Origin of the sequence: Klebsiella sp. BIGb0149 (assembly GCF_004362605.1) — a bacterium.
Lineage (GTDB): Bacteria > Pseudomonadota > Gammaproteobacteria > Enterobacterales > Enterobacteriaceae > Klebsiella > Klebsiella terrigena.
The window spans coordinates 288,556-303,486 of record NZ_SNYG01000005.1 but is presented as its reverse complement, the minus strand read 5'-3'; the positions used below and the strand labels follow the sequence as shown (position 1 = coordinate 303,486).

14 protein-coding genes are annotated in these 14,931 nt (G+C 55.0%); 6 read left to right on the top strand and 8 right to left on the bottom strand.

Going from position 1 to position 14,931, the window contains the following annotated elements; genetic code table 11:
* Positions 1-63: 63 nt before the first annotated feature.
* On the top strand, positions 64-660 hold the full coding sequence (locus tag EDF75_RS27125) for a fimbrial protein (RefSeq protein WP_227544463.1): 597 nt from the start codon (positions 64-66) through the stop codon (positions 658-660).
* A gap of 89 nt (positions 661-749) precedes the next feature.
* Here EDF75_RS27125 and mrkJ read toward each other — a convergent pair whose 3' ends face one another.
* The 6 genes from mrkJ to EDF75_RS18700 all read right to left on the bottom strand — a co-directional run bounded on the left by mrkJ (position 750) and on the right by EDF75_RS18700 (position 6,135).
* Positions 750-1,466, bottom strand: coding sequence for a cyclic-di-GMP phosphodiesterase MrkJ (gene mrkJ / locus EDF75_RS18725; protein WP_133600476.1), 717 nt, complete (start codon positions 1,464-1,466; stop codon positions 750-752).
* A 158-nt stretch (positions 1,467-1,624) separates the two neighbouring features.
* Positions 1,625-2,209: a LuxR C-terminal-related transcriptional regulator gene (locus tag EDF75_RS18720; RefSeq protein WP_166646210.1), complete on the bottom strand. Its 585-nt coding sequence runs from the start codon at positions 2,207-2,209 to the stop codon at positions 1,625-1,627.
* A gap of 4 nt (positions 2,210-2,213) precedes the next feature.
* On the bottom strand, positions 2,214-2,918 hold the full coding sequence (locus EDF75_RS18715) for a flagellar brake protein (protein ID WP_133600474.1): 705 nt from the start codon (positions 2,916-2,918) through the stop codon (positions 2,214-2,216).
* Positions 2,919-3,324: 406 nt separating this feature from the next.
* Positions 3,325-4,191 (bottom strand): aldo/keto reductase family oxidoreductase, encoded by an 867-nt coding sequence (locus tag EDF75_RS18710; protein WP_133600473.1) that lies wholly within the window; start codon positions 4,189-4,191, stop codon positions 3,325-3,327.
* 117 nt (positions 4,192-4,308) lie between these two features.
* Positions 4,309-5,538 (bottom strand): amino acid permease, encoded by a 1,230-nt coding sequence (locus EDF75_RS18705; RefSeq protein WP_133600472.1) that lies wholly within the window; start codon positions 5,536-5,538, stop codon positions 4,309-4,311.
* A 135-nt stretch (positions 5,539-5,673) separates the two neighbouring features.
* Positions 5,674-6,135, bottom strand: a complete 462-nt coding sequence (locus tag EDF75_RS18700; protein ID WP_133600471.1) for a multidrug/biocide efflux PACE transporter — start codon at positions 6,133-6,135, stop codon at positions 5,674-5,676.
* 140 nt (positions 6,136-6,275) lie between these two features.
* Between EDF75_RS18700 and EDF75_RS18695 the strand changes: the two genes are divergently transcribed.
* The 3 genes from EDF75_RS18695 (at position 6,276) to EDF75_RS18680 (ending at position 9,391) form a co-directional block, all read left to right on the top strand.
* A complete protein-coding gene (locus tag EDF75_RS18695) occupies positions 6,276-7,145 on the top strand; it encodes a LysR family transcriptional regulator (RefSeq protein ID WP_133600470.1) in 870 nt (289 codons plus the stop codon).
* Between the two features lie 116 nt (positions 7,146-7,261).
* Positions 7,262-8,440: an acetyl-CoA C-acetyltransferase gene (locus EDF75_RS18690; RefSeq protein WP_133600469.1), complete on the top strand. Its 1,179-nt coding sequence runs from the start codon at positions 7,262-7,264 to the stop codon at positions 8,438-8,440.
* A gap of 255 nt (positions 8,441-8,695) precedes the next feature.
* Positions 8,696-9,391 carry an oligogalacturonate-specific porin KdgM family protein gene (locus EDF75_RS18680; protein ID WP_123708688.1) on the top strand — a complete coding sequence of 232 codons (696 nt, stop codon included), beginning with the start codon at positions 8,696-8,698 and terminating at the stop codon, positions 9,389-9,391.
* Between the two features lie 213 nt (positions 9,392-9,604).
* On the opposite strand, the gene EDF75_RS18675 is transcribed toward EDF75_RS18680, so the two are convergent.
* Complete coding sequence (locus tag EDF75_RS18675) at positions 9,605-10,780, bottom strand: oligogalacturonate lyase family protein (RefSeq protein ID WP_133600467.1); 1,176 nt, start codon at positions 10,778-10,780, stop codon at positions 9,605-9,607.
* 545 nt (positions 10,781-11,325) lie between these two features.
* Between EDF75_RS18675 and kduD the strand changes: the two genes are divergently transcribed.
* A complete protein-coding gene (kduD, locus tag EDF75_RS18670; protein ID WP_133600466.1) occupies positions 11,326-12,087 on the top strand; it encodes a 2-dehydro-3-deoxy-D-gluconate 5-dehydrogenase KduD in 762 nt (253 codons plus the stop codon).
* Positions 12,088-12,394: 307 nt separating this feature from the next.
* Entirely contained in the window at positions 12,395-13,813 is a 1,419-nt protein-coding gene (gene araE / locus EDF75_RS18665; protein WP_045857390.1) for an arabinose-proton symporter AraE, read from the top strand.
* Here araE and EDF75_RS18660 read toward each other — a convergent pair whose 3' ends face one another.
* Positions 13,814-14,809: a LacI family DNA-binding transcriptional regulator gene (locus EDF75_RS18660; protein WP_133600465.1), complete on the bottom strand. Its 996-nt coding sequence runs from the start codon at positions 14,807-14,809 to the stop codon at positions 13,814-13,816.
* Between the last annotated feature and the right edge of the window lie 122 nt (positions 14,810-14,931).

Genomic DNA, 14,931 nt, shown 5'->3' with positions numbered 1-14,931 from the left:
GAGGCGGGTATGAAGGAAAATGGATATAAGAACGGCGGCAAACGACTTGCCGGCCTGCTGGCGATGAGCGGCCTTCTTGTTGCCTCTTCCGCCGCGGGTTTTATGACCAACTACGATAACGGGCGCGTGGATTTTGCCGGCCGGGTAACGGATATCTCCTGCAGCGTGGCGCTTAACGGCGGCCATAATGCCGGCAGCGGCAGCGTCTGGCTGGCGCCGGTGAGCCTGGCGGAGGTGCACGATCGCGGGGCCGGGGCCTTTATGAAAGCGCAGCCTTTTACCCTGGAGCTGTCGAACTGCCAGCTGCGCCATGACGGCGGCGCGGCGGACCAAAGCGAAGTCCGTTCGGTGAACGTTCGCTGGATCGACGGATTTATGGTCAATACCGTCAACAATGAAAATGCGGGCTATCTGGCGAATACGCTGCCGGACGGCGCGCGTAACATCTATCTGGCGCTGTCGACCAATGACAACAATACGCTGGATAAGAGCAATAAAATTGTCCCTGCAGACCCGCTGCAAAACCGGGTGCAGATTAAAGAAAAAGCGGTAGATGGCGGCGTATTTACCTATTATATCGGTTACGTCTCGCCGGCGCCGGAAAAAGCCACCTCCGGCCCGATGACCAGCTGGGCAACCTGGGAGCTGGTATATAATTAAGGGCCTGCGCGACGGGAAGCAAAAGCGCACTTTTCGCTAAGTTAATGACCTTGTGAAAACGAAAAAAATGCCGGCGAGCCCGGCATTTTTTAAATCACTTTATCTTCTTCGACCAGCTGTTCAATGCTGACTTCTTTCCAGTAGTGGCCCTGAATGGCGAACCACGACATTCCCTGCAACCACTTTTTATGCGCCTCGCTCTCAACGCCTTCGATAATAACGTTATGGTTATTATGGGAAAGGAATGTCACCAGCGCATCCATTAGCGGGCGTCCGGACTCTTTTTTCATTAAGTGCCAGAAAAAGTTTTTATCAATTTTTACATAATCGAAATGATATCCGCGAATGGCGTTAATGCCCGCATTGCCCGCGCCAAAATCATCCAGCCAGAGGGTGCTGGTTTGCGTACTTTGCCAGGCGCTAAGTGCATTATTAAGCAGGTTATTGGAATTTTCCGTCACTTCAAAATGCACGCAGCCGAGGCGCTCGATATAGGCATCGATCTGCGGCTGGCGTATTATGCTGAGGATATGGTCGTCAACGTTGATGGTGGCAGAGATATTATTTTTAATAAACCATGCCTTATGCTTCTCAATCAGCGCCAGCTGCTCCATGAAAATACTTTCGCGCAGCGTTTTGTTGGCGTGGCGGAAGAAAAATTCGGGCGCCACGGGAATATGATCGAAGCGGCTCAGGCATTCAACGGCAACCAGCTGGTCCTGCGGCGAGAACATTTTCTGAAAAACATAACGAACAGAGATATCGCCACGTGATAAATTGTGATCTGAAAATATATTAGCGTTCATTTTCTCGTGTCGGAAATTTAGCAAGCGTGCACTGCAGGGTAGGATTATTATAAGTGACCTTCATGCTGTTGTGAATTTTTATTAAAAGCAAGTGACCAATTGATGACAGTATTTTGATTGGTCACTCGCTTTTTTTCAGAACCGGGTAAAAAAATCCTCTAGCACTGATACATGTTGACTATTTTTTTATTCATAATCCGCGAACTGCCCATGCCGAGCTTCTTCATGATGTGAATTCGATGGCTGTGTACCGTTTTATGGTCAATGTTAAGCACCGCGGCGATTCGCTTGTTGTTATAGCTGGCCATAATCAGCTCCAGCACCTGAATCTCTCTGACCGAGAGCTTTTTATGCGTTAACAGAAACCGGTAATCCGTGGCGGAGGTCGGCACTTTTGTGATGTCGTAGAAATCGCTAAGTGATGATTTTTCAGTTAAAACTATCAGATTCTCCAGGAAGATAAGCTCCCGACACAGCCCGGCGATATCGCTCCTGACGATCAGCACCAGCCGGACGCAGCGCGCCAGGCAGAAGCGCAGTTTGTTAAGTAGATGCACCGTGTCAGCAGCAGAAATATCCTTATGAATGACGTTGAAAATAACGATTTTAGCCTGAGGGAGCGCCTCCCCCTGCATGATATTCTGATAGCTTGAGGTGGTAATGTTTTTATCGTTATCAATCATGTAACGCTGTATTGATTGACCGATGAGGTTATCATCGGTGTATAGCAATATACTCTCCAAGGGCTCAGACTCTCTTTTTTCTTTTCGCTTCCAGAATCAAATCAAGCATCATTTTCTCAATTTTTCTCTTATCATCGTGGTGCCGGAACTTAAATTGACAAGAAACCTGATGATAGCTTTCCCCCTGTTCGTCATCCTCATCGAGGGTCACCAACACGACGTTTTTAACCACCAGATCGACGGTGATTTCCCCATATTCGGCGGCAGATATAATCGAATTTTTGAGGATTGAATTGTGGGTGAGAAATTTAAGATTCGGGTTTTTGGCCATCAGCGCGCAGCCGCCATCTGAAATGTCTTTAATTTCAAACATGTAATTCTCACCATTCTTATGGCGGCCATGACAAAAAAAATCATGCTTATGCTGTAGTCGAAACCGCGGGTCGCGCCGCCTTTGGACCACCTGAATACATTCAGGCAAGGTAAATGAGACTTTATTACTTTTAGCGCTGCCGCTCCCCGAATGTTTCTTTAGCGTTGAACAGAACTCTATCTTCCCTGAATCGCTATGCAGAACAAATTTGAACTTGTGCCCCGGAGGGATCCTGCTGTGGGTGACGATGTGAAATTCTGAAAAATCAACACGTGCCAGCTGCGTAATGAAGTTTTTGTTATTATAGAAAATCTCTATCTCAGACTGTTTTCTGAGTTCCTCCCTGAAAATAGCAATGATCTCATACTTGCTGGTCTTTATTGTTCCCTCTGTCATGTGAAGTCCTTGTTAATTTTTATATTGTGTGTGTGGATTTTTTTTATAGCAATGACAACATTCTGATTGTGTTAATCAGATGTTTTAATGAGCGTTTGATGTTATTAGCTATCTTTTGGGCTAAATTGATTTGTATAAACGTCGAATTGGCAGTTGTTTTTCCTGTAATTAAGAGTTCAAAACATGAAGATAGATACAAACGAGCGCGGCCTCCAATAAGGAGGCCGGTCTAAATAGTATAAAATGATGCTTTGTATAGGGTTACTTGCGAAAGGACGGCTGGGGCAAATACCCATTTGTGGGATCTATAGTGCCAGCAGCGTTGAGTTAATTCCAGGCAAATATTAGCGGCAGAATCCCCCCCTGTCGCCATGCGCTTAGACGCGCCGGGGAGAGGGGGAGCGGCTCAGACTTTGAGGTTATCTAAGGTGCTGAGCGCAGAGGCGGGAAGAGTTAAGGTGGCGGCGGCAAGGTTTTCTTCAAGATGCTGGAGCGATGAGGTCCCGGGGATAAGCAGGATATTGGCTGAACGCTGCAGCAGCCAGGCGAGGGCGACCTGCATTGGCGTCGCCGCAAGTTCGGCGGCGATATCGTTCAGCTCCTGCGCCTGAAGCGGCGTAAAGCCCCCAAGCGGGAAGAAGGGAACGTAGGCAATATTCTGCGCGGCCAGCGTGTCAATGAGCTCGTCGTCCTGGCGATTGGCGACGTTATATTGGTTCTGCACGCAGGCAACCGGCGTCATCTTTTGCGCGTCAGCGACCTGCGTGGCGGTAACATTACTGAGTCCAATGTGGCGGATTAGCCCTCGCTCCTTTAGCTCAAGCAGCGTCGTTAGCGGGCCCTCCAGCGATCCTTCGGCCGGGCCGTGGGGGCTCAGCATGCTGCGCAGGTTGACGACCTCCAGCACGTCGAGATTGAGGTTGCGCAGATTATCCTCAACCGCCTGGGTCAACTCCGCCGGCGACATGGCCGGGAGCCAGTTCCCTTTTTCATCGCGGCGGGCGCTGACTTTAGTCACGATACAGAGATCGTCAGAATAGGGATGCAGCGCCTTGCGGATCAGCTGGTTGGTGATATGCGGACCGTAAAAATCCGAGGTATCGATATGGTTGACCCCCGCGTCCACCGCCGCCTGCAGTACGCGAACGGCGTTTTCAGGATCGGCTGGCGGACCGAATACGCCGGGGCCTGCCAGCTGCATTGCCCCGTATCCCAGGCGATAAACCTGACGGTCGCCTAAGGTGCCGGTTCCGGATAGCCGTACGTTGGACATGGAAACTCCCCCTGATAATGTGCAAGTTCTAAGTGTAAACCGGTCAGGGGATTTGCAGCGGCGGGAATATTAGCAGAACGTGCGGCAACGGCGGTGGCCGTTGCCGCAGGGGGAGGATTAGCTAAAGAACATCACCGACACGCACAGCAGGCCGACGATCAGGGTGATGAAATTACCCGGCGATCGGTACGGCTTGAGGGCCGGGATGATGTACGTCGATAGGGTCGGCATGATGAACAGGATCATGGCGATCAGCGGTCCGCTGATGGCGTATATCATCGAGATGGCGTTGGGGTTAATAAAGCACACCGCGAAGGTCAGCGCCGAAACCAGCAGGATCGACATCGCGCGGTTGAAGGCGCGGCTTTTGCGAATTCCCATCTGCCCCAGCGAGGTTTTCACGATTTCGCTGGCACCCTCAATCACCCCGAAGTAGGTCCCGAGGAAGGATTTTGACATCGCCACCACCGCCACGACGATCCCGGTTACCGCCAGCCAGGCCGGGGAGCCGGGCATCATCGACAGCGCGGAGAGGATGGTGACGCCTTCATCACGCGCGCTTTCAATATAGGTAGCCGGTATCGCCAGCAGGCAGCTAACGACAAAAAACAGCACGCTGGCGCAGATGATGGTGTAGGCCACTTTCATGATTTTTTTGCATTTACCCATCGCCTGCTCGCCGTATTTCTCCTGCTGGTCGATAGCAAAAGTTGAAATAATCGGCGTATGGCTAAAAGCGAAAACCATCACGGGTATTGAGATCCAGACCTGGTGGAGCGTATGCGAGTTCAGCTGCATCTGGCTGGTGAGGTGCTCGGGCTGCCAGTCGCCAATCAGGTAGATAGAGAGGAACAGGAAGCAGGCGATCAGCGGGAACACCAGAAAACCCATCACCTTAATGGTGATGTGACGACCCATCAGGAAGATCAGGTTCAGCACCAGCACCACGGCGAGGCTGAGCAGCGCGCGGACGCCGGGGGTGATCGGCATATGTCGCGCCAGCTGTTCGGCGAGAGAGTTGGTGATCGCCACGGCGTAAATCAGGACCACCACAAAAAAGGCGAGGAAGTAGAGCCCGGTGATCAGATTCCCGACCTTCTTGCCGTAATAGTGGTTGACCGCGCCGGTGATGCCAGCGCCGGGCGCAACCTTAGCGGAGAGGATAAACTGGCTCAGCGCCCTGTGAGGCCAGTAGGTTAACGGCCATGCGACCAGCGCGGTGATGAGCAGAACAACGGCGCCGGCGGACCCTAGCTGGATCGGCAAAAACAGAGTGCCAGCGCCTACGGCAGTGCCATATAAGGCAAAACTCCAGAGAGTTTCTTCTTTAGACCAAATTTTAGACATTGTGTGAATTTATCAACCGTAAAACCAAAAAAAAGGAGTGTAATTTACCACATCTGCGTTTTGGTCGTGGCGATAGTTTTAGATGGCGGGCAGCAGCGAGGATCGCCGGGAACTTCCCCGGCGCTCCGCCTGCGTTTAGCTACGCGTAGGGATCTGCGTTTGACGGTACCTCAGTACCCGCACGCGCAGCGTATCCCAGGCCCAGTTGAACAGCATGGTGTAGGGCAGGAAGAACAGCATAAAGCCGATTTCCAGCATAAACGCCTGCATCAGCGAGACGCCGAGGAGCAGCGCGACGGCGGTGACGCCGATAATGATAAATCCGCTCTCAAAACCGATGGCGTGCAGGGCGCGAACCTTCAGGGTTCTTATCACGCGGGAAACCGGCCAGATACGGTCAAAGAGCGCGTTATAAATCAGGTTCCAGACCATCGCCAGGCTGGCGAGCAGAATGCTCAGGCCGCCCATTTCGACCACCGAGCGCTGCATCAGCCATGCCGCGGTGGGGGCGAGGATCAGCGTGGCGAGGCCCTCAAAGCTGACCGCGTGAATAATACGTTCCGTCAGCGACTTACGCTGCAGGTTGCTCTGTTGCATGGTATTTACCTCCGGGTAAAGCCGTCGTTCACAGCCGTGTATTAGCGATGCAGGCTGAACGCGTTGTCAGAAACTACTCCGCATTTTATGGATAAATATGATAAACAAAAGATAGTATCCATCGATAAAGTAGATAGTTCATGCGCTATTCTCCCGAAGCTCTTACCGCGTTTGTCGAAGCCGTGGCCTGCGGCTCGTTTTCTGCCGCCGCGCGCCGCCTGCGCAAAAGCCAGTCCACCGTCAGCACCGCTATCTCAAACCTCGAAGCCGACCTCGGGGTGACGCTGTTCGATCGTACCGCCCGCCAGCCGGTGCTGACGCCGCAGGGCGAGCAGGTGCTGGGCTACGTGAAGGCGATTCTGGCGGCAAGCGACCGGCTCGATGAGCTGGCTATTTCTCTCTCCGGTGAAACGGAGGCCCGGCTCACTTTTGTGCTCTCCGATACGCTGCATCCCGATGTCCTTGAAGATCTGCTGGAGCAGTTCGACCGCCGCTTTCCGCATACTGAATTTGAGTGCCTGATCGGCGAGGATGAGGACGTTGTCGACCTGCTGCAAAAGGAGCGCGCACAGGTGGGGCTGATTGAGGCCAGGGATAGCTATCCTCCGGAAATCGGCTGTACGCGCCTGCCGCTACAGACCGCGATGGCGATTTACGTGGCGCCCCGGCATCCGCTGGCGGCGCAGGAGAGGGTCGTCTGGGATGAGCTGCACAGCTGGCGCGAGCTGCGGCTGAGCACCTATCTGGAAAGCAGGGCCGACCCTGCTCAGGGACAGGTGTGGTCGGCACCCAACTATCTGCTGCTGCTCAGCATGGCGGTGCAGGGGCTGGGCTGGTGCATTTTGCCCTGCGCGCTGGTTGAGGAGTTTGCCGGCGTCGGAACGCTGGTACCGCTCGACATTGCGGGCTGGCCGCGGATGATATCCGTAGATTTATTATGGAATAAACGGGCGCCGCCGGGAGAGGCGGGGAGCTGGCTGCGCCAGCATTTGCAGCGCCAGGGGCAGTAAAATCGCCGCAAATCTTTGTGATTTACCTCACTTTTTTTAAACATTTGCGAAATTTTTTGATAACAATTCTCTACTATGTTGTTGTTTCTTTGCACAGAGGCAGGCAGAGGTAGAGGATGAAAGATGTCGTGATCGTCGGCGCGCTGCGGACGCCTATTGGCTGCTTCCAGGGGACGCTATCGCGCCACTCGGCGGTGGAGCTGGGGAGTCTGGTGGTTAAGGCTTTGGTCGAACGCGCCGGAATCGATCCCCACGCTATTGATGAAGTGATCCTCGGGCAGGTTTTAACCGCCGGCACCGGGCAGAACCCTGCGCGCCAGTCGGCGATCCGCGGCGGGCTGCCGAACACCGTTTCGGCGATCACCATTAACGACGTCTGCGGTTCCGGGCTGAAGGCGCTGCATCTCGCTACGCAGGCTATTCAGTGCGGCGAGGCGGACGTGGTGATTGCCGGCGGCCAGGAGAATATGAGCCGCGCGCCGCACGTGTTGACCGACAGCCGCACCGGGGCCCAGCTGGGAAACAGCCAGCTGATCGACAGCCTGGTTCACGATGGCCTGTGGGACGCGTTCAATGATTATCATATGGGCGTGACGGCGGAAAACCTGGCGCGGGAGTACGGCATCAGCCGCGAGCTGCAGGACGCCTGGGCGCTGAGCTCGCAGCACAAGGCGCGGCGGGCGATCGACTCCGGCCGCTTTCGCGACGAGATTGTCCCGGTAATGACCGAACAGAACGGCGCGCCGCGGCGGGTGGATACCGATGAGCAGCCGCGGGTTGACGCCAGCGCCGAAGGCCTGGCCTGTCTGCCGCCGACCTTCGACCGCCTGGGTTCGGTGACCGCGGGCAATGCCTCAACCATTAATGACGGCGCGGCGGCGGTGATGATGATGAGCGAGACGAAGGCGCTGGAGCTTGGCCTGCCGATCCTCGCGCGGATCCGCGCGTTCGCAAGCGTTGGCGTCGATCCGGCGCTAATGGGAATTGCGCCGGTACATGCGACCCGCCGCTGTCTGGAAAGAGCGGGCTGGCGGCTGGACGAGGTTGACCTTATTGAAGCCAACGAGGCGTTTGCCGCGCAGGCTATTTCGGTGGGCAGGGTGCTGGAGTGGGACGAGCGGCGGGTCAACGTCAACGGCGGCGCCATTGCCCTCGGCCACCCTATCGGCGCCTCCGGCTGCCGCATTTTAGTTTCGCTGGTCCATGAAATGATCAAACGGGACGCCCGTAAAGGGCTGGCCACGCTGTGCATCGGCGGCGGCCAGGGCGTCGCGCTGGCGGTGGAACGAGAGTAGCGGCCAAAAAAGCGTTTCCCCTTCTTAGCCTCCTGTCATCAGGGGGCTTTTTTATTTGTGCTAAGCATGATTTCCGCGATAGATCTCAGCAAAAAGGGCGAATAACGGCCCTATTTGTTGAGCTTTGTCACGTCTTTATGTGCCATGTTTTTTGAAACAAATAATTACGATCTCGATCACTAAAACATCATCTCTTAAAAAATAAAATGCAGTTTCATAAAATAGAAACATAATTTTAATTTTGAGGGGTACCCTATGTTTGCACGATCTCTGGCCCTTGCTGCTCTCTGCGCCGCGTCTTTTTCTGCTTCGGCCGTCACGGTGGATTTGCGTCATGAATTCATCGACGGCGGTAAAACCGATAAAACCAACGCCGACCGCGTCTCCGTGTCGCACCGGTTCGCCAACGGCTTTGGTTTCTCCGTCGAGGCAAAGTGGAAGTCAGGAGGGGATAACACCGATCAGCCTTATTCAGACTTTGTGGGCAACGGGCATGAAGAAACCATCAGCTGGCAGTGGAAGGCGAACAAGAATTTCTCCGTCACGCCGGGCTTCAATATTGAAAGTAACGACAGCCGCTCAATCTATAAGCCGAACCTGCGCGTGCAGTACAGCTTCGATAACGGTTTCTACGTTGCTGCCCGCTACCGTTACGACTACACCCGCTACCCGGCAAGCGCGGGCAAAGAGGACGATAAAGTTAACCGCGGCGATGCGTGGGCGGGCTTCGTGCTGGGCGACTGGCGTACCGAGCTGAACTACGTTTATGCCCGCAGTAGCGAAGGCGTAAACCGTAATGACAATAAACCCTACTCCCAGGAATATAACGTCAAGCTGGCCTATAAGCTGGATAAGAACTGGGCGCCCTACGGCGAGGTGGGTAACGTTGGCGTTAACGACCGCAGCGACCGCCAGACCCGCTTCCGCGTAGGCGTGGCGTACACCTTCTGATATAAACAACAGCCTCATCGTTTACCCCGGCGCAGTTAGCCGGGGTTTTGCCGTTAATCAGCCGCCGTCCTCCGTTGATTATGACGCGCGAGGGCGTACTCTTCGCTGCTCCCGTGCGCCTGAATGTGGCCGGCTGCGGGCCAAAAAAAAGCCCTCCAAAAGGAGGGCAAGGCCAGTTACAGAAGTACTCAATCAAACTCAGGTTACAACAGGTTATGCCTGCAGCATCTCGCGCTGCTCGGGGATCTTCGCGATATAGATAGCCGGTTTACCGTCCTTATCGGAGCTAAACAGGATCGCGCTATCGTCCGGCGTAAAGGAGGGGTGCGGATGGGTCACCTGGCGGCTGTTGGCGATGGTTGCCCACGACGTATCGTGGCGCGCAACGCGGAAGAAGGCCCGCTTCGCCACGTCGAAAACGTACAGATAGGGGTCGTTATCGATGGTATAGCCGCTGGTATCCTTCACGTCTACCGGGGTGCCGGAACCGTCGCCCACCAGCAGCGTGCCGTCAAAATTACTCATCAGATGCGAACAGGCGGGCATTTGCATCAGCGCTTCGTTCACGCCGCTATCCGGGTTAAAGCGGTAAACGGTGCGTCCCTGCTGGCCCTTCAGGTAGGAGACGTACATCAGCGCCGAGCCGTCCGGCACCCAGAACTCGTGGGTGCAGCTTTCGCCCTCGGCATGCTCTTTGACTTTACGTACGCTGCTGCCGTCTTCATTCACCATCCACATGCGGGCATCAACCAGATCGTGCGGGCCTTCGTGGCAGAAGGCGACGGTGTTGTCATCAAACGGCCGATAAATAGGATGGCCCAGCCAGTTTTTCTCTTCATGGATGGTGCGGCTTTCACCGGTTTGCAAATCGACGCCCAGCAGGCGGCAGCGCGGGCCCTTATGGAAGAAGTCGTGGAAGGTCTGCCAGTCGTTGAGCGGCGTCCAGTCGCTTTTGGCGATCTCAATGCCGACCAGCTTGCTGCAGTCGCTGTTAGCGACCCAGGTTCCGTAGCCCACCCACTCGTCGGCAACGCGATAGACTTCGCGCTCCTGCAGGGTGGTGAGGTTAACTTCCAGCAGCGTGCGGTCGTTTTTAACGTAATAGAGGGAGGTATCGTCCGGCGAGAGGAAGCCGCCGAAGGTGTTGTCGCCGGCTCCTTCGGTGAGCTGGACGGCTTCGGCCGCGGCGATATCCAGCAGGTAGTAGTTCCAGTACCCGTCGAATTCACCGGCGAACAGCAGGTGGCTACCGTCGTTGAAAAAGCATTTCTGATAGAAATAGTTACGATGGCAGGTCACTTCCGGAGGGGTTAAGCGGGTGACCTCTGCCCCGGTATCGGGATCGCGGCTGACTTCATAGTTGAGTTTTACCCGCATGCCTTTAGCCATGATGTGCTCCTTTTCCTTCCTGCGCTGCCGCCTCCCTGAGGGCGTGTGAGCAGATGAGTTTGATTTAAAAGATAGGTGTTAATTTATCAAAACATCGTTTCATTATTTGTGATGGCGAGCGCAGTTCGCAATAACTTCCTGCTCTGGATCGCACTTTTTTGCCTCCAGGCAGCGGCATGAGGAGGGAACTTTGTTTTTATGCCGACTTTCTGCGATCTGATGATAATTTTCTAAGTTTCTATAATGCTTTGTATTTAAATGAATTTCATTCTTTATTGTTTCAGGTCGGGTCAGCGCTTCGTGATCTGATTTGCATTTTTACCATTTGCTTTGCTAAAAATTGAAACGATGTTTTAATAATAATTGAAAATGACCTTGCCCGGAGATAAGATGGGTCCACTTGCAAAACGGAACTCTGTTTTATTTTTATGATGGGCCAGCCCCAGAGAGTTCTTCTAACCATAATGGCCAGCGCAAACAGCCGGTCGAACCTATAGAACCTCGCCTGTGTAGTACGGGCTATCTGAAAGATAAAGGAACCAGGTATGATACTCGATACATTCTCTCTCCAGGGTAAAGTGGCCGTTGTGACCGGATGTGACACCGGGCTGGGCCAGGGCATGGCGGTAGGGCTGGCGGAAGCGGGCTGCGATATTGTCGGTATCAATATCGTTGAGCCAACGGAGACGATTGAGCGCGTCACCGCGCTGGGTCGTCGTTTTCTCAGCCTGACCGCCGACCTGCGCCAGATTGAGGGGATCCCGCAGCTGCTGGAGCGCGCCGTCGCTGAATTTGACCATATCGATATTCTGGTCAACAACGCCGGCCTGATCCGCCGTCAGGATGCCCTTGAGTTCAGCGAAAAGGACTGGGATGACGTGATGGATCTGAACATCAAGAGCGTGTTCTTTATGTCTCAGGCGGCAGCGAAGCACTTCATTGCCCAGGGCAACGGCGGCAAAATCATCAACATTGCCTCCATGCTCTCTTTCCAGGGCGGTATTCGCGTGCCTTCCTACACCGCCTCAAAAAGCGGCGTGATGGGCGTGACCCGCCTGCTGGCGAACGAGTGGGCGCAGCACAACATCAACGTTAACGCTATCGCGCCGGGCTATATGGCGACCAACAATACCCAGCAGCTGCGCGCCGACGAGCAGCGCAGTGCCGAAATTCTTGAGCGTATTCCTGCGGGCCGCTGGGGTTTGCCGAGCGATTTGATGGGGCCGGTGGTGTTCCTCTCCTCCAGCGCGTCCGACTACATCAACGGCTATACCGTGGCGGTGGACGGTGGCTGGCTGGCGCGCTAATTTCCCGCTTTGCCGAATAAAAAACCTGCCACAGACGGCAGGTTTTTTTATGCGTGAACATTAATTGTCCATATCGATAAATGAAAATAATCCATATCAATTGGTTATAGAGTGGCGATTAATCGCATGAATATTGGGTTTTTATCTGCGGGTGATAATTTTTTGCATCGCTATGAAAGTTGAATGTCCATCACAAAACGATGTCTAGTAGCTAATTAGTCCATATCTTTGGCATCTCCACCCTGACACATTGCCCCGCCGATCCCGTACTTTCTCATCACGTCTTACTATGTTCTGGCAGGGAAAAATGACCTCAATTAATAATGACTCTACGTTAATGCCGCGTACGCAGCGCGATACCCGGCGCATGAACCAGTTTGTCTCCATTGCCGCCGCGGTGGCCGGGCTCCTGTTTGGCCTCGATATCGGGGTGATTGCCGGGGCGTTGCCCTTTATTACCGATCATTTTGCCTTATCCAGCCGCCTGCAGGAGTGGGTGGTGAGCAGCATGATGCTGGGCGCCGCCGTCGGCGCGTTGTTCAACGGCTGGCTCTCTTTCCGCCTCGGGCGTAAATACAGCCTGATGGTCGGGGCGATACTGTTTGTTGCCGGATCCATCGGCTCCGCCTTTGCCAACAGCGTGGAGGTCCTGCTGCTGGCGAGGGTTCTCCTCGGCGTTGCCGTCGGGATCGCCTCCTACACCGCGCCGCTTTATCTCTCTGAAATGGCAAGTGAAAATGTCCGCGGTAAGATGATAAGCATGTATCAGCTGATGGTGACGCTGGGTATCGTGATGGCGTTTTTATCCGATACGGCGTTTAGCTACAGCGGCAACTGGCGCGCCATGCTGGGAGTGCTGGCGCTGCCTGCGGTCCTGCTGATTATTCTGGTCGTGTTCCTGCCCAACAGCCCGCGCTGGCTGGCGGAGAAGGGGCGCCACGTCGAGGCGGAAGAGGTGCTGCGCATGCTGCGCGATACCTCGGAAAAAGCCCGGGACGAGCTCAATGAAATTCGCGAAAGCCTGAAGCTCAAGCAGGGCGGCTGGGCGCTGTTTAAGATCAACCGCAACGTCCGTCGGGCGGTGTTCCTCGGCATGCTGCTGCAGGCGATGCAGCAGTTCACCGGGATGAATATCATCATGTACTACGCGCCGCGTATTTTTAAAATGGCGGGCTTCACCACCACCGAGCAGCAGATGATGGCGACCCTCGTCGTCGGCCTGACCTTTATGTTTGCCACCTTTATTGCGGTGTTTACCGTGGATAAAGCCGGGCGTAAACCGGCGCTGAAAATTGGCTTTAGCGTGATGGCGCTGGGCACGCTGGTGCTCGGCTACTGCCTGATGCAGTTTGATAACGGCACCGCCTCAAGCGGCCTGTCCTGGCTTTCCGTCGGCATGACCATGATGTGTATTGCCGGCTACGCGATGAGCGCCGCCCCGGTGGTGTGGATCCTGTGCTCGGAAATTCAGCCGCTGAAGTGCCGCGACTTCGGCATCACCTGTTCCACCACCACCAACTGGGTGTCGAATATGATTATCGGCGCGACCTTCCTGACGCTGCTCGACGCGATCGGCGCCGCCGGCACCTTCTGGCTCTATACCGCGCTCAACGTCGCCTTTATCGGGGTGACCTTCTGGCTGATCCCGGAAACCAAAAACGTCACCCTTGAGCACATCGAGCGCAATCTGATGTCCGGCAAGAAGCTGCGCGATATCGGCAACTGATTACAGCGACTCCCTCGGCAGCCAGGGGCTGGCAACCCGCACCATATCCCGATGGCTGTCGCCGTTAATAATATGCAGGGCGCTCAGGCGCCCTATTTCATAATGCGGAAGCTGCACCGTTGAGAGCGGCGGTAAAAACAGATCGCCAATGCCGACCATATTATCGTAACCGACCACCGCCACGTCCTGCGGAATGCGCAGGCCCTGCGCCAGCAGCGTCTGATAAACCATAAAAGCGATGCGATCGTTACCGCAAATCACCGAGTCGAACTGCGGCTTACCCGCACGAATGTTTGCCAGCAGCATCGCCGGGATGTCGCGATAGTGCTCATCGCCATACTCCATATAGCCGTGTTCGAGCGTATGCGGATCGAGACCCGCTTCCCGACAGGCGCGCTCCAGCCCCTGGCGCCGGCGCACGGTCGCCAGATGCTTCGCCGGCAGATGCAGGCACAGCGGACGGCGATAGCCTGCCGCCAGCAGGGCCTGCACCGCCGCATACTGACCCTGCTCGTCGTCCGGAATATAGCTGGCCACCGGGTCGTGGAGGCTTTCGCAGTTGGCCAGCACGCAGGGGAGGGTCAGCAGCTTGGCCGGGAGCGGCACCTGGCGCAGCCCCATGGTGGTGTAGATAATCCCGTCCGGCCGGTGGGAGAGCAGCAGGTCGACGATGGTGTCCGGGCTATCGTCGGAGAACATGTTGACCACGAAGCTGTTCCAGCCGTGCGCCCGCGCGGTTTCTTCGATTGAGAGCGTAATTTCCACCGAGAAGGGGGTGGTGACGGTATCCAGCGCCAGAACTCCGATGGTGTTTGGCGTGGCGTGGGCGCCACGTATTTTTTTGGCGGAGAGATCGGGGACGTAGTTGGTCTGTTCAATGGCGGCCTGAACGCGAGCCAGAGTCTCTGGCTTCAGGCGCTCCGGGCTATTCAGCGCCCGTGAGACCGTCATCAGAGAGACGTTTGCCAGTTTTGCCACATCTTTCAAGGATGCCATATTTACTACTCCAACGCTGTCGCCAGGCAACAGGCTATATAACTAAGTCGCTGATGTAAAAGGATCATGTGCGATATTCTATCGCAGGATGCGCCGCAGCGATGGCGAGGAATATTTGATCG

Coding starts and splice junctions, on each gene's coding strand:
- EDF75_RS27125 (WP_227544463.1), top strand. CDS start 64: ATGAGCGGCCTTCTTGTTGCCTCTTCCGCCGCGGGTTTTATGACCAAC.
- mrkJ (WP_133600476.1), bottom strand. CDS start 1,466: ATGAACGCTAATATATTTTCAGATCACAATTTATCACGTGGCGATATC.
- EDF75_RS18715 (WP_133600474.1), bottom strand. CDS start 2,918: ATGACAGAGGGAACAATAAAGACCAGCAAGTATGAGATCATTGCTATT.
- EDF75_RS18710 (WP_133600473.1), bottom strand. CDS start 4,191: ATGTCCAACGTACGGCTATCCGGAACCGGCACCTTAGGCGACCGTCAG.
- EDF75_RS18705 (WP_133600472.1), bottom strand. CDS start 5,538: ATGTCTAAAATTTGGTCTAAAGAAGAAACTCTCTGGAGTTTTGCCTTA.
- EDF75_RS18700 (WP_133600471.1), bottom strand. CDS start 6,135: ATGCAACAGAGCAACCTGCAGCGTAAGTCGCTGACGGAACGTATTATT.
- EDF75_RS18695 (WP_133600470.1), top strand. CDS start 6,276: ATGCGCTATTCTCCCGAAGCTCTTACCGCGTTTGTCGAAGCCGTGGCC.
- EDF75_RS18690 (WP_133600469.1), top strand. CDS start 7,262: ATGAAAGATGTCGTGATCGTCGGCGCGCTGCGGACGCCTATTGGCTGC.
- EDF75_RS18680 (WP_123708688.1), top strand. CDS start 8,696: ATGTTTGCACGATCTCTGGCCCTTGCTGCTCTCTGCGCCGCGTCTTTT.
- EDF75_RS18675 (WP_133600467.1), bottom strand. CDS start 10,780: ATGGCTAAAGGCATGCGGGTAAAACTCAACTATGAAGTCAGCCGCGAT.
- kduD (WP_133600466.1), top strand. CDS start 11,326: ATGATACTCGATACATTCTCTCTCCAGGGTAAAGTGGCCGTTGTGACC.
- araE (WP_045857390.1), top strand. CDS start 12,395: ATGACCTCAATTAATAATGACTCTACGTTAATGCCGCGTACGCAGCGC.
- EDF75_RS18660 (WP_133600465.1), bottom strand. CDS start 14,809: ATGGCATCCTTGAAAGATGTGGCAAAACTGGCAAACGTCTCTCTGATG.